At 59.4% G+C, this 14665-nt stretch carries 8 protein-coding genes; 6 read left to right on the forward strand and 2 right to left on the reverse strand.

The window, feature by feature from the left end; translation table 11 throughout:
• Nucleotides 1-145 precede the first annotated feature (145 nt).
• Nucleotides 146-1723, reverse strand: a complete 1578-nt coding sequence (locus QRN38_RS18655) for a carbohydrate porin (RefSeq protein ID WP_057419062.1) — start codon at nucleotides 1721-1723, stop codon at nucleotides 146-148.
• Nucleotides 1724-1890: 167 nt separating this feature from the next.
• Here QRN38_RS18655 and QRN38_RS18660 point away from each other — a divergent pair, with 167 nt between their 5' ends.
• The 6 genes from QRN38_RS18660 (at nucleotide 1891) to QRN38_RS18685 (ending at nucleotide 8724) form a co-directional block, all read left to right on the forward strand.
• Nucleotides 1891-3165, forward strand: coding sequence for an ABC transporter substrate-binding protein (locus QRN38_RS18660; protein WP_057416521.1), 1275 nt, complete (start codon nucleotides 1891-1893; stop codon nucleotides 3163-3165).
• Between the two features lie 21 nt (nucleotides 3166-3186).
• On the forward strand, nucleotides 3187-4149 hold the full coding sequence (locus QRN38_RS18665; RefSeq protein ID WP_005769959.1) for a carbohydrate ABC transporter permease: 963 nt from the start codon (nucleotides 3187-3189) through the stop codon (nucleotides 4147-4149).
• Nucleotides 4146-4988, forward strand: a complete 843-nt coding sequence (locus tag QRN38_RS18670; protein WP_007246155.1) for a carbohydrate ABC transporter permease — start codon at nucleotides 4146-4148, stop codon at nucleotides 4986-4988. The genes QRN38_RS18665 and QRN38_RS18670 overlap by 4 nt, the downstream gene beginning before the upstream one ends.
• A gap of 27 nt (nucleotides 4989-5015) precedes the next feature.
• On the forward strand, nucleotides 5016-6161 hold the full coding sequence (locus QRN38_RS18675; protein ID WP_057419052.1) for an ABC transporter ATP-binding protein: 1146 nt from the start codon (nucleotides 5016-5018) through the stop codon (nucleotides 6159-6161).
• On the forward strand, nucleotides 6158-7639 hold the full coding sequence (locus tag QRN38_RS18680) for a glycoside hydrolase family 32 protein (RefSeq protein ID WP_057419053.1): 1482 nt from the start codon (nucleotides 6158-6160) through the stop codon (nucleotides 7637-7639). The genes QRN38_RS18675 and QRN38_RS18680 overlap by 4 nt, the downstream gene beginning before the upstream one ends.
• A 92-nt stretch (nucleotides 7640-7731) precedes the next feature.
• Nucleotides 7732-8724 carry a LacI family DNA-binding transcriptional regulator gene (locus tag QRN38_RS18685; RefSeq protein WP_007246158.1) on the forward strand — a complete coding sequence of 331 codons (993 nt, stop codon included), beginning with the start codon at nucleotides 7732-7734 and terminating at the stop codon, nucleotides 8722-8724.
• A 71-nt stretch (nucleotides 8725-8795) separates the two neighbouring features.
• Here the strand turns inward: QRN38_RS18685 and QRN38_RS18690 are convergent, their stop codons facing one another.
• Nucleotides 8796-14528, reverse strand: coding sequence for a coiled-coil domain-containing protein (locus tag QRN38_RS18690; RefSeq protein ID WP_057419054.1), 5733 nt, complete (start codon nucleotides 14526-14528; stop codon nucleotides 8796-8798).
• Nucleotides 14529-14665: the final 137 nt, after the last annotated feature.

The following is a 14665-nucleotide window of genomic DNA, read 5'->3' on the forward strand; positions in this document are numbered from 1 at the left end:
GGGTTCAAACACCCACCGACGCGATACGTTGGCTTTAGGCGTCGGGGCAAGATTTGGAGTCAGGCCGTGCGCAGGCGTTCAGTGCATTTCGCCCCTGTGCCCTGGTACTGCGAACGTTGCGGGCGCACATGCATGTCTTATAACGCTAGAACCAGGTTTCCATCTGGATTCCGAATTGCCATACGCCACCGGCGCTGAAGTCGCTTTTGCCGAAATTGCCGGTCGTGCTGTAGCGGTCCAGGTCCGAAGACCAGTTCATGAGGCTTGCGAACACGCGCAATTCGGGACGCGTGAGCAAGTCGCCCATGTCTGGCTTGAACGTCGGCGCAACCGTAAACTTCCAGAAGTTGCCATCGACTGCGTTGCGTTGCAGGTAGCCTTTGGGGTCCAGGTCCATGGTTTGCCAGCTCAGCTCGTAGGCCATCTCGAAGTTACTGTTGATCTCGTTGGCCAGGCGCATGTTCAGCGTGAGCCAGCGATAATCGTCGCCTTTGACGTATCGGTCTTTGCTCTGCTCGGCCAGCAGGCTGGGGCCGATGCGCCATCCCGGCGCAACAGGGGTTTCGCCATAAAGCGCCAGACGCACCGCGCGAGCGTCGTCGAGCAGTTCACCGTCCGAGCCGATGTCCTTGACCTGCGCCCCCAGACCTTGCCCATAGAGCAAAGCAGTCTTGAAGAAGCCTTCACGGCCGAAAAAGTCTTTCTGGTGATTGGCCAACATGGAGTGCAAGCCGGAATCTGCGGGCGTCGAACCGGCCTGATTGGTGCGAGTGCCAACGTCGTTTTTCTTCGCCCCAATGGCATTGAACATCCACTGCCACTGGCCACTGTCGAAGAATTGGTTGGAGGTCAGGATGTAGCTTTCTACATCAGCATCGACGCCGCCCTCACTGAAGTCTCCGTAGTTACGCCCGATCAGGGAATAGTTCGAGCGCCAGCCCTTGTTCATCTGAACATCGTAGATACCGCCGCCGGTCCCGGCCAGAAAGACCACATCCGAGTCCAGCCAGTGAATATCGAAATTATCCCTGTCGAATCGCTTGCCAGCCCACAGGGTAGCGTTCTCGAATACCGGGTTGCCTTTGAACGCGGCGATATGGTCGAGCTCGGTGAATACCTGCCGCACATTCAGGTTGCTCTCAGTGGCCGTCCAGTCGTTGTAGCTTTCCACTCCATCGGCGATGGAAACCGTGAATTTGGAACGCGTGCCGTTCTGCGCATAGATTTCTTTCGACAGGTCGAAGCGCATGTAGGTGTCGTCTTCGTTACCCAGTCGCCCGACCGCACCGCCGACTGAACCCGCCGGGGTCGTATAAGGCCCGCCGCGCCCCCCGCCCAGCCCGTCGTTGATCAACAAGCCGGAACGGGCATAGCCCTTGAAGCTGAAGCCGTCGGTGAGATGCCCGGCACCGCTTGGCTTCTCCATGCTCAATTGGCGGGCTTCGAGTTTTGCCACGCGCTCATCCAGGGCAGGCGCCGGGCTGGCCGCCACAGTGGGTGCCACAGCAGGCGCCGCAGGCTGCAAAGCAGGGTTGGCCAGTTTGATTTGCTGCAACTCCCTGGCGAGCGCCTGGGTTTGCTGTTCGGCTGCGGCTGCACGCCTTTCAGCAGCACTGGCACGGGCTTCAAATGCAGCCATCCGTTCTTCCAGAGTCGCTGCCTGAGAAACCGCCGTCGAGGTGCCGAGCACGCCTGCGATTACCCATCTTGATGCGTTCTGCATGTGGACTTCCTGTTTTGTTTTTATTGTTTTGGTGACGTTGGCCGAGCTTTTTTCCTTCAGCGCAGAATTGTGCGAATCGAAGAAAAAAGGGTGCCACATCGAAAATACGCTGTTACATTGACGATGTTAACGTTAACTTTTATAAAAACAAAAATAAAGAGGGCTCTATGAAACAGCTGAAATCTCTTCTTCCTGTGGCGCTGCTCACCCTGTCTGCGGGGTTCTCTGCGCTGTCCAACGCAGCAAATCTGACGATCTCGTGCGGGGCCGTCGGAGCAGAATTGCAACTGTGCAAAGAGGCTGTTGATAGCTGGTCGAAACAGACCGGCAACGACGTCCAGGTGGTCTCCACGCCTAACTCGGCAACCGAGCGCCTGTCGTTCTACCAGCAAATTCTCAGTGCCAAGTCCACCGACATCGACATCATTCAAATCGACATGGTGTGGCCCGGCATGCTCGCCAAACACCTGACGGATCTGCGCGAGCTACTTCCAGCGGATGCGACACAAGGCTATTTCCAGGCTCAGGTGGACAACGCCACCGTTGACGGCCGACTGGTAACGATGCCCTGGTTCACCGACTCGGGGCTGCTGTATTACCGTAAGGATTTGCTCGACAAGTACCAAAAGCCGGTTCCCCAGACCTGGGAGGACATGACGGCCACCGCCAGGCACGTGCAACAGGCCGAACGCGAGGCAGGAAACGCCAATATGTGGGGTTATGTCTTCCAGGGGCGCGCCTATGAGGGCCTGACGTGCAACGCCCTGGAATGGATCAGCAGTCAGCCGGAAGGCGGGGTGATCAACCCGAAAGGGGACATTGTGGTGAACAGTACCGCCTCGAAAGCCGCGCTGACCCTGGCGAAAAGCTGGGTCGGCGACATTTCTCCGCGCGGCGTACTCAACTACACCGAGGAAGAGGGGCGCGGCGTATTCCAGTCGGGAAATGCACTGTTCATGCGCAACTGGCCCTATGTCTGGGCGTTGGTGCAAAGCCCGGACAGCGCGGTAAAAGACAAGGTCGGCATCGCCCCCCTGCCCCGCGGCGGAGCCAACGGCACCCACGCCTCCACACTCGGAGGCTGGGGCCTGGCAGTTTCGCGGTACAGCGCCAACCCCGGGCTTGCAGCAGAGCTGGTGGCCTACCTGACCAGTGCCCGAGAGCAAAAACATCGTGCACTGGCAGGCGCTTACAACCCGGTGATCGAGTCGCTTTATAACGATCCCGAATTGCTCGCAACAATGCCTTACTACAACCAGTTGCACGGCATCCTCGCCAATGGAGTGATGCGCCCCGCCGCCATCACAGGCAGCGGCTACCCACGCGTATCCAACGCGTTCTTTGATCGGGTGCATAGCGTGCTGGCGGGCGATTTGCCGGTCGATCAGGCACTGCTTGAACTGGAAACCGAACTGACGCGCATCAAACGCCGCAACTGGTAAGCCACACGCAAGGAAATCATCATGCCTGCCTCTTCTATCGACTTCCCCCGTGACGACGTTCTCATTACCCGGGAAACGCCTGTACAACGTCGCAGGGTACGCGCCGCATGGCTGTTTCTGACGCCGATGCTGGTGTGCCTGACGCTGGTGGCGGCCTGGCCGCTACTGCGCACATTCTGGTTCAGCCTGACCAACGCCGACCTGTCGGACACAGAAAGCAGCTCGTTCGTCGGCCTGAGCAATTACCTGTTCTACGACGGTGCCATCTGGTCAGGCGTGCTGGTCGATCCGCAGTGGTGGAACGCGGTGCGCAACACCTTGCATTTCACGGTGGTGTCGGTAGGTCTGGAAATGGTCCTGGGGCTGTTGGTCGCGTTGCTGCTGAACGTCAAGTTCACCGGCCGCGCGCTGGTTCGTGCGCTGATTCTGATCCCTTGGGCGATTCCGACCATTGTCTCGGCGAAGATCTGGTCATGGATGCTCAATGACCAGTTCGGCATCATCAACCACCTGATGCTGAGCCTTGGCTTGATTGACGCGCCTTTGGCCTGGACGGCAGATGCGGACCTGTCGATGTGGGCCGTCATCATCGTCGACGTTTGGAAGACCGTGCCCTTCGTCACCCTGCTGATGCTGGCCGCCCTGCAGATGCTGCCGAGCGATTGCTACGAAGCCGCCAGGGTCGATGGCATTCATCCGTTGCGGGTGTTCTGGCGTGTCACCTTGCCGCTGCTGATGCCTGCCTTACTGGTTGCGGCGATCTTTCGCATCCTCGATTCACTGCGGGTATTCGACGTCATCTACGTCCTGACCTCCAACTCTTCGAGCACCATGAGCATGTCGGTCTATGCCCGCCAGCACCTGGTGGAGTTTCAGGACGTGGGCTATGGCAGCGCAGCCTCTACCTTGCTGTTTCTGGTCGTGGCCGTGATTGCCATGCTTTATCTGTACCTCGGACGTCGTCAACTGGAGGTGCGCTCATGAACCTGCGCCGACTGAAAAAAGCACTACTGCGCCTGGGCTTCTGGTGCCTTGTCGGGATCTTGCTGTGCTATGCAATCTTCCCGTTCTACTACGCCATCCTGACGTCGCTCAAGCCCTCCAGTGCCTTGTTTGAGGCGAGCTACTGGATCACCAAAGCCGACTTCTCCAACTACGCGGCGGTCCTCAGCCAGGCTTCATTCCTGCAGGCCATTGCGAACTCGCTGGTGGTTTCGCTGTGCGTGGTGATGCTCGCGCTGTTTCTCGGCCTGACGGCGTCCTATGCCTTGGGCAGGGTCAGGTTCCGTGGGCGCGGCACGGTCCTGATGATGGTGCTCGGCGTGTCCATGTTTCCACAGGTTGCGGTGCTGTCGGGTCTGTTTGAAGTGATCCGCGCGCTTGGGCTCTATAACACCTCGTGGGCGCTGATCCTCAGTTACACGATTTTCACCCTGCCCTTCACCGTCTGGGTGCTGACCACCTTCATGGGGCAATTGCCGCATGAACTGGAAGAGGCAGCCATCATGGACGGCGCCTCGCCCTGGGTCACTCTGACCCGCGTGCTGTTGCCGCTGCTGTGGCCCGCCCTGGTCACCACCGGTCTGCTGGCTTTTATTGCCGCGTGGAACGAATTCCTGTTTGCCCTGACCTTCACCCTGACAGACGCCCAACGCACGGTGCCGGTCGCCATCGCCCTGATTTCGGGTGGCAGCTCCCATGAATTGCCTTGGGGCCTGCTGATGGCGGCGTCGGTGCTGGTGACCGTCCCGCTGGTGATTCTGGTGCTGATTTTCCAGCGCCGCATCGTTTCCGGCCTCACTGCCGGCGCTTTAAAGGGTTGATGCACAACCATGACAAGGAACAGCATCATGATGAAATTGAAGCTAGCCAACATCGACAAGCAATTGGGCGGCATGCGCATTCTGCGCGACGTCAGCCTGGAGATCGCTGCAGGTGAGTTCGTTGTGTTCGTCGGCCCGTCTGGCTGCGGAAAGTCGACGCTGCTGCGCTTGATCGCCGGACTGGACTCGATCTGTAGTGGCGACCTGCTGATCGACGGACGACGGGTCAATGACCTGGAACCGCGCGAGCGTGGTGTCGGTATGGTCTTTCAGTCCTACGCGCTGTACCCGCACATGAGCGTCTACGACAACATCAGTTTTGGTCTCAAGCTGGCCAAGACAGAAAAAAGCAGCCTGCGCGAGCGCGTGCTGAAAACCGCACAGATTCTGCAACTGGACAAACTCCTGCAGCGCAAACCCAAGGAACTGTCCGGTGGGCAGCGTCAGCGGGTAGCAATGGGCAGAGCCATGGCGCGGGAACCGGACATTTTGCTGTTCGACGAACCGCTGTCCAACCTCGATGCGTCGTTGCGGGTGCAGATGCGCAACGAAATCGCGCGGCTGCATAAGCGGCTGGGCTCGACCATGATCTATGTCACGCACGATCAGGTAGAGGCGATGACCCTGGCGGACAAGATTGTCGTGCTCAACGGCGGTCAGGTCGAACAGGTTGGCTCACCACGCGAACTCTATGAGCGCCCCGCCAGCCGCTTCGTGGCCGGTTTTCTGGGCTCACCGAGAATGAATTTTCTGCCAGTGCGCTTGCAGGCACCAGGCCGCAACAGCCTGATCGATGTCCCGGCACTGGGCATGACGTCCCTGCCCTTTGACAGCTCGAACCTCGCCAACGGAGCGCAATTGACCCTGGGTGTTCGCCCGGAACACATCGCCCTGACGGCTGCGAACAACGGTGTTGGCGTCATGGTGAGCGGTGTCGAATACCTGGGCAGCGAGGTTTACGTGCACCTGGCTACCGGCGAGAGCGAACCCTTGATTTGTCGCTGCGATGCCAAGGCTGGTTGGCAGGCAGGCGACCAGGTCGCGCTGCAACTGGATGACAGCAACCTGCACGTGTTCGACGCCGATGGCCTGGCACTGAAGCGTCACGCAGACGCCGGTCAGCAGTTGACACCCGGCACCACGCCGCACCTCGTACAGGCAGGCACCCAATGAGTTTTTCCATGAGCAACCCGATGTCTGACGCCCTCGAGCGCGCGCACCATGCGCTTGAGGAGGGTCTGTCGCAGGTCATCCACGATTATCGACCCGGTTATCACCTGGCCCCGCCTGCGGGCTGGATGAACGACCCGAACGGCGTGGTGTACTTTCGCGGCGAATACCACGTGTTCTATCAGCATCACCCCTTTGACGCGAAATGGGGTCCGATGTACTGGGGCCACGCCAAAAGTGCTGATCTGGTCCATTGGCAGCACCTGCCTATTGCGTTGGCACCGGGCGATGACTTCGATCGGGACGGCTGTTTTTCCGGCAGCGCCGTGGTGTGTGGCGATACCCTGGCGCTGATCTACACCGGGCACACCTGGCTGGGAGAGGTGGGCGACGAGCGTTTTATCCGTCAGGTGCAGTGCCTGGCCACCAGTCTCGACGGCATCAACTTCGTCAAACACGGCGCCGTTATCGACAGCCCGCCGCAAGACACGATCATTCATTTCCGTGACCCGAAGGTCTGGCAGCAGGATGAGCACTGGTACCTGATTGCCGGCGCGCGCCTGGGTGACAAACCGCTGCTGCCGCTGTATCGGTCTGCGGACCTGCACGCGTGGGAATTCGTCAGCTATGTATCCAGTGGTAGCGAAGGCGATGGTTATATGTGGGAATGCCCTGACCTTTTTCGCCTGGATGGGCGCGATGTGCTGCTTTACTCCCCGCAAGGCATGCCGGCTCAGGGCTACGAGCGGCTGAACAAGTTCCACACCGGCTACCGAGTGGGCCAAATCGACAGTCAGTGGCAGTTCAGCGGCGGGCCTTTTATCGAACTGGATAACGGCCACGACTTCTATGCGGCGCAAACCCTCGTGGCTGCCGATGGCAGACGTCTGGTGTGGGCGTGGCTCGATATGTGGGAAAGCCCGACGCCCACGACCGCGCATCACTGGCGCGGAATGCTCGGCCTGCCACGCGAACTTGAAGTGCGCGACGAGCGCCTTTGCGTGCACCCCGCACGCGAACTGACGGGGTTACGCAATGCGTCATTGCCAGGCACCCCGTGGTGGAGCGAGCCGGGTACCCGGTGGGTGACCGAGGTGCGGGGCGACCTGCTCGAAATACATGTGCATCTGGACCTGCTCGACTGCCTGGAAGGCCATTTGGGCGTGGCACTGCGTTGCAGCGCAGATGGCAAGGAGCAGACGCTGCTTTATTACGATGCCTCGCTAAAACGCTTGATCCTGGACCGCGACCCGTCGGGCACCCACGTCAGCGGTCAACGCAGCGTGGCAATAGACTCCAAGCAGGGCCAACTGGAACTGCGCGTGTTCCTTGATCGATCATCGATCGAAGTATTCGACAAAAACGGCAGCTTCTCCCTTAGCAGCCGACTTTATCCACAGGCCGACAGCCTGGGGGTGAAACTGATTGCCAACGGGACAGGAGGCCGGGTCTGCATTGCCAACGCATGGACACTCGCCTAGGGCTACCGGTAGGCCGCATCATTGACGTCGCGAAAAAAATCAGGCCTCTGTAGCATGACAATCATCAGTCAACCTGACAGGCCCCGCCTCGCATGACCTCAGTTAAAGACGTTGCACGATTGGCCGGTGTGTCCCTGATGACGGTGTCTCGAGCGCTCAATAATCCGGAAAAACTGAGCCCCGAGACGTATCAGCGCGTCCGTAGCGCGATTGACGAGCTGCAATTCGTACCCAGCCTGTCGGCGCGCAGGATTCGCGGTGACAACTTGCAGACACGAACCATCGGAGTGTTTGCCCTGGACACCGCGACGACACCGTTTGCGGTCGAGCTGCTGCTGTCAATCGAGCAGACCGCGCAGCAAGCAGGCTGGAACGTGTTTATCCTCAACCTGCTGAGCAACCCGCCCACCGACCAGAATATCGACCTGATGCTGTCGCACCGACCCGACGGGTTGATCTTCAGCGCCATGGGGTTGCGTGAAGTGAGTATTCCCCAGCGCCTGAAGAGCAAACCGCTGGTGCTTGCCAATTGCGTAGCCGATGACAGCAGCCTTGTCAGTTATGTGCCGGATGACGAAACAGGTCAGTACCGCGCCTTGCACCACGCGTTCAGCCAGGGTTATCGGCGCCCGCTGTTTATCAACCTGCCAAAACAGAGCCTGGCCTGGGAAATCCGGCAAGCGGGTATGCAGCGTGCCTGCCTGGCATTCGGCTTGGCTGCAGACGAACACATGCAGTACAACCTGTCCGAACATGACGCCTATTGGGAAACCGCCGCCATCCTCGAACGGCACATGATCGATGGCCGTCCGCAGTTCGACATTCTGGTCTGCGGCAATGACCGCATTGCCTTCTGCGCCTACCAGTTGTTGCTGGGTCGAGGCCTGAAAATCCCCGCAGATGTCGCCGTACTGGGTTATGACAACATGATCGGCATCGCCGAACTGTTCATCCCTGCGCTGACCACAGTGCAGTTGCCGTATTACGAAATCGGGCGCAATGCCGCCCGGCACTTGATAGAAGGCCTCGACGTATCGGGAACTCAGCCAGTGGATTGCCCGCTGGTGGTCAGGGAATCGTTATGAACGAGGTGCATGACAAGAAAGCGACCATCAGGTCGCTTTCTGTGTTTTGCCAGGGAGAAGCGCAATAACCTCTACACGTTATCGAGTTCGCCCCACGCCCTGTCACGCACGGCGTCGCTGAAGCTGCGCTCACCTTCGAGGGCAGCGCGGCTCGCCTGATCCAGGCGTTTGGCGGTAGCCTCCATCGCCTGCCGCTCGCCGAGCAAATCGGCGCGCAACCGCTGCAGCACTGAGGTGGTCAATTGAAGTTCCATTTCCAGCTCTTCGCTATCCAGACCGCCCTCCTGAACACCGCTTTCACGCTGCCTTAGCAGCGCGTCCCGGCGAGCGACCAGATCATTCACTTGCGATGAGACCCTGTTAAGTTCAAGCCCTGTGGCCGTGCCCGCTTCCACCCCTCTGCCAGCCAGTGTTTCCAAGGCATGCCCGAGCGAACGCCGACGTTTTTCAACAGAGAGCAGCTGAGCCAGCGCCGGGTCTTGCTCTTGAGTGGCCTGCTTGCCAGGTATCGTGTACACCTTTTCGCTGGCCTGATGCATGGCACTTATAGCGTCATCCAGCGCCTGATGATGTCGCTGGAGCGACGCAAATGTACCCCGCACACGTCCTCCACCGGCGTCGCGGTCATCAATTTCAGGCAATGGCAATTCGGGAATGCGCAAAAGCAGCCTGTCTAGATGCGCGGACGCGATCCCGTAAGCCTGCTGGAACGAACTGATAGCATTCGCCTCACGCTCATGCGCGGTATTCATGCGCTGGACTTTAACCTCAAGTTGTCGCGCGATGTCACTCGTTGTCAGCGCAGCAGCATCCACTGCGCTGCGCAACGGCGACTCTTTGCGCGGCGAAGGGGGGCCATACGCAACCTCCCCGGCCTGGGTTCTCTGCCCCAGGGCCTGAATACCGGATTGCTGTAATGCCCGTAACGGCGACTGCAATGCCCTGTTTCCGGCCTCCAGCAACTCAACCCCTTGCAGACCGTCATACAGACCGTATCGGAACTGGATTTCCGCCTCGAACAACTGATGCGATGTCGCGCCTGTGGCCGACACATTCAGCAGCGGCAGCCCTATTCTTGAGGTCACGGGGTTTTCATCGGTGTTATGTACGGCGATCGCCGCCAGCCGATAAAGGTCAGGCGTGGTTTTGATCTTGTCCAAAACGCCGCGCCAATTCAATTCACTTCCCGAGGGTCCCTGCAAACCGAGCGCACGTGCCGATGCCTGCTGCTCGCGCGCCAGTAGCGCGTCATTGATGGCGAACCTCGCCTGAGGGCGCATCTCAAAAACGTAGCGCACCTGATTGACCTTGGGCAACGACTGGAAACTCAGCATGACCTGATCGAGACCCGGCACCTTGCGACGCAGCTCCGCCAGATCGTTCAGCTTGCTGCCAAGCCCCAGATGACCGATGGCGTGAAAGACCACCGTTTCCAGCGATTCACGACCGAACAGGTTGAATTCCACACGCGCGCCGGGAATGGCTCGGGCGTGATTCTGGACGGCGCTTTGTTCCTGCTGACGCAACTGATGCAGCATCTCCACGATCGAGGCGCGCTCAATTTCGGAGCTCGCTCGCCATACGCTGTTGCCGGCGTTCGACATTTCTCTCGCGGCATCGAAACGCTGACGGTGCAATGCCTTTCCGTCCATTGCACCGACGGCTTCCACGCTACGCGCCTTCGCACCTTGTATGCGGTCAATCACCTGTTTGATGGTCGCGATACGCTCACCGGGCCTGGTGGGGTAATCGAGCGCGCCCAACTCTGCGATATTGTCAGGAAAAGCTTTGGCAAGGCGCTGGCGCATCTGGCTCCATTCCCCGGCCGTAACAGGCTTGGCAACTTCAGTATCGAAGGTGCGTTTATAGCTGGCCGTCGACAAAAAGGGGCCGCGGCGCTTGTCGTCAACCACAGCATCGGTCGGCAACTGCACATCGCTTGACGCGACGCGGATGCCGGCGAGTTGCAGATTGCCGTTTCCAGTGGACGCATTTATCAACTTTTGGGGGTTATCGCCCAGCGCGGAAGACAGCGCGCCTCCCAGATTCAGGCCGCTATTGAATTCAAGATTGAAATCCGTGCGGCCCTGAAATTCCAGACCGATAATATCGGCCCAGGCGTGATCCAGGTGCAACTCCATTTGCCCCCAGTGCGCGCCAGCCTGAGCCGTCCCGCCTACCGACAACGACCCTGACGCGGTGCTGCGCCGATTGTCTGGGCCAGAGACGGCCGCATCTGCCGTCGGCTTCTGTGGCCCATATTTCTGGCTCAGGCTGAATGGCGATACGCTGACGTTCGCCCCCACAGAGGCATTCACATTGGTTTCAAAAAGATCAAGACCAATCGAACCACCGTTCACACCGGTGCGCAGGATTTGGGTGGTATCGGGATGGTTGACATCGAATAACAGCCGCACGAAATCGGAGATCGTCGACGGTGCGATGATCACGGCGGCGCCCTGACCATGCTGGTACGCGCCGGAAATACCCAGGTTGGCAGAGCCTCCCCACGTCGAGTTCATCGAACGACCCGGTCGCGAATCAATAACACGGCCGCCAGTGCCGGGGCCTGGCTTGAAATCGATTCCGATCCCTGACGTCGCAGATACAGAGGCTTTGGCGTGGCGCACAAAAAACGCGACCAACCCGGCATCGCCGTCCTTGCCATCGCCGATGCGCTCTACGCCGAGCACTTGAAGCGCCTCGCCAGTCACGCCGACGCTGAACGCATTGAGATGTTTCCAGTCAGCCGATCCCAACGAACCGCGCAGTTCCAGACCACGCGACTGCGTCGAAAAGAAGGTGCTCCGGTTGAACAGATCCAGGAGTAAGTCGGACATGCGCGCCGCCATTTCGTCCGGCGCGGCATCGGGTGGCAAGCCAAGATTTTTGAGCAACTGGGTGCGGCGTGCCGAGCCCGGTAACGATATCTGTTCGCGAAACGTCGTCACCACATCATCGAAGGCCGCTAATTGACCCCACGAAGACAGACCGAGTTTGCACAATGCAGCAAGCCTGGCATCTTGCTGAAGTCGCTCCGCCATTTCCAGCGCCTGCGCGTCGGTACTGCTCAACAGCGCATCATAGTCCACCAGACCTGCAATCAATCCTGCTGTTCTCAAGCCGTATGGCGCCTGGCTGTGGGCGCTGTCAACGCTTCCATCATCTGCCGGCAAGCGTACGCCAGCGCGCATCATTTTTTCGCTGACCTCGCACAAAACGCTCAACAACTCAGCTTCACGTTCGCTCATACGATCCGCATGCAGCGCCGCGCCGCCAGCCAACGCGTTGATACTTAGGTTCAAGTCCGGAAAAATATCTTCCGATCTGGATAATCCGGCGGAAGACAGAGCCTTATCCACTCGCGAATGCTGCCGTCGCCATAGCTCGGCCAGCCGGAACGTTGGTGTCGATGTCGTCGAAACAAGACCGTGCGCACTGTCGCTGTCGCCCATATCGCCCATGATCACGCCTTCATGAAAGCCGATCTTGCGCAAGTCGCGTAACAGCGCTTCCAGCTTCCCCTCTCGCAGCGTCAACAAGCGTTGCGTTTGCTGATGTGACAGCCCGAATCTTTCTCCGTCCGACGGCCCTACGGCTGAAGCGACGCGCACTTGCGCGAGTGTCGGCAGATGCTCAAACAGTATTTTTCCTGATGTATAAGCCTGTTTCGCCTCATTATGGAAACTGGCCAGGCGCCTCTCCTGAGGCGTTGGCGGCAGTACAACACCCAAGGTATGCGCCATTGACCGCATCGTGCTGTTCGCCGCTGCGCCCACTACATCTCTCGCCAACGCGCCTACCTGAGCGCGGGTCGTATCAACCACTGCCTGTAGGCTCGACGCCATCGTCAACGGGTTGTTGGCTGTTGTCCCCGCCAGCGTCGTAACCACCGATGCGTCATGATGCGGTGTGCTGATACGACTGGCTTGCTGCTGATTGGCGAGGGCGTTGCTACCCGCCAGGAAATTCGCTGACGGCGCCTCATCCCCCTCTGGTTCAGGTTTTACGCGGGCAGGTAAGCGCTGATTATCGTGCGACGTCATTGATGGCAGCAACGTATGCCAGTTTTCTCCCAGCTGCACTTGTATTTGCCCCGTGCGAGTAGCGCGAAGACTTGAAGGGTGAACAATACCCGGCAGAATTATCGGCACCGGCTCCCAATCATCTTTCGCACTCAACCGTTTCAACTGGGGGCGCTGGCTATGGGGATGATGCAGCACCAGCAACTGATCGTTGAGCCCTACGGCGATGGCGATGGGGCGCTGCAACGTGGGAAGTCGGCGGGCTGGGGTGTCCGCATCGGCAGCCATTAATCGCCCCGAATCCGTCAGCGCGACGACCCGGCGATTACCGTGAACCGCCAGCGCCTGTACAGGCTCGTCAAACTGCGCGATCGGGCTGGTGCGTAACGCTACCGTATCCGGTATCACCGCCAAAGGCCCGCCCGCAGGGTGACGCGGAAGCTCGGCATCGCTCGGCAACCAGGATGTACGCCCCTCCAGTTTCAACTCGACCACCTGCCGGGCATCCCCCACTAAAGCGAAAACCGGTTTCCTGTCGATAAATCCCAGCGGGCTGGAATAAAGAGCATTCACACCCGTCAGCGGTTCGCCGCCCGACTGCTTTAGCCGTTCCCATGACTGATCGGGAGCCGCTTTATAATGCAGCACACCATCGATATGCCCCAGTTGAGCATGACCATCAAGCTGAACGTGCGACTGCACCGCGGCCTCCGACGGAACATGCAGCCCTTCGGTATAGAGCAGCAGCAACGGGCGATCCAGCAGGTACGCAGGACGAAACAGCGCCTCGCCCGGTGCTCGCTGCAAGCTCATGCGACGCCCGTTCTGATCCTGCAGCATCAGGTGAACAGTGTCGTCTCGGGACAATCCCATGGCGGTCACGGCCCAACCTTTACCCTGCGCAAAGTCAGCAGGTAATTTCAGCCGGTGGGCTTCAACAGCGCCTGTGCCTTTCAGATCAGCGTGATAAATACGTCCCTTGTCATCAAGGATCAGTGCAGCGGTGCCACCCGGTAACGGCAGCAAATCAACGGGGCGCGCCGGACTCTGCTCGCGCCCCGGCGCGCCAGCTTTTGGCCGCCAAAGCTCGATTGGACGGGAAATGCCATTCGAATGAAGCGCGCCTTCATGCAGCCCGTGCACCTCGCCACCGGCGCCAATGCGTACCGCCGCACCTTCAGGAAGGTTTTCGGTGGTCACGGACTCGGCGGCAGTTTCGGTCAAGCGCCACAGTTGGCTGCCGTTATGCAGATAGACTCCACCATCGGCCTGCAAACCGGCCATTCGCAGGGGCTCTCGGGGATTGATGCCTGGCAGCGTCAACGGCGCCCAGCGCTCTTCCATATTGGCGGTATGCACCACACCGCCCCGCTCCAGATAGGCTCGATCATGGGAAGACTGCCAGATTCCGGTTAGCAACCCTATTGGCGGTTCGGCAAGCCGGGCAGCCACAGCATCAGCAGTTATGTCCCCGCTGATGCCATGTTCCATCTCGGGGTGGACCGTCAAAACGGCCATCAACATCCCCGGCACAGAGGTGAAAAACGCCTCATTGCGCGGGGCCAGCGGCTCATGATTCACGGGGGTGTAACGCACCAGCTTGCCATCGTTATCAAGACTGGTTTCGCTTTGAACCGAGGGGCGCTTTGCCAGCCAGGCATTAATGACACTCTCGCCATCGGCATGACTTCTGACACGAACATGCATTCCACGTTGCGACGGCACCGCTTGCAGTCCGAGCACCTGACTGTTCAAACTGGCATGCGGCCGATTTCGCATGCCGCCCTTGCGGGACGACTCGCTTAGATCAACCAGAGGCACAGGCTCCGGTAACTGAGGGGGACTGTTCGCGGGGGAAACACTGTCCGCATGATGAGAGAGTGGGTTGGCAGTAAATCCGGAAGAGGTAACCTTGA

The sequence above is a fragment of the Pseudomonas sp. CFBP2511 genome, from assembly GCF_030209255.1.
GTDB classification, from domain to species: Bacteria; Pseudomonadota; Gammaproteobacteria; order Pseudomonadales; family Pseudomonadaceae; genus Aquipseudomonas; species Aquipseudomonas avellanae.

Coding starts and splice junctions, on each gene's coding strand:
- QRN38_RS18655 (WP_057419062.1), bottom strand. CDS start 1,723: ATGCAGAACGCATCAAGATGGGTAATCGCAGGCGTGCTCGGCACCTCG.
- QRN38_RS18675 (WP_057419052.1), top strand. CDS start 5,016: ATGATGAAATTGAAGCTAGCCAACATCGACAAGCAATTGGGCGGCATG.
- QRN38_RS18685 (WP_007246158.1), top strand. CDS start 7,732: ATGACCTCAGTTAAAGACGTTGCACGATTGGCCGGTGTGTCCCTGATG.
- QRN38_RS18665 (WP_005769959.1), top strand. CDS start 3,187: ATGCCTGCCTCTTCTATCGACTTCCCCCGTGACGACGTTCTCATTACC.
- QRN38_RS18690 (WP_057419054.1), bottom strand. CDS start 14,528: ATGCGAAATCGGCCGCATGCCAGTTTGAACAGTCAGGTGCTCGGACTG.
- QRN38_RS18660 (WP_057416521.1), top strand. CDS start 1,891: ATGAAACAGCTGAAATCTCTTCTTCCTGTGGCGCTGCTCACCCTGTCT.
- QRN38_RS18680 (WP_057419053.1), top strand. CDS start 6,158: ATGAGTTTTTCCATGAGCAACCCGATGTCTGACGCCCTCGAGCGCGCG.
- QRN38_RS18670 (WP_007246155.1), top strand. CDS start 4,146: ATGAACCTGCGCCGACTGAAAAAAGCACTACTGCGCCTGGGCTTCTGG.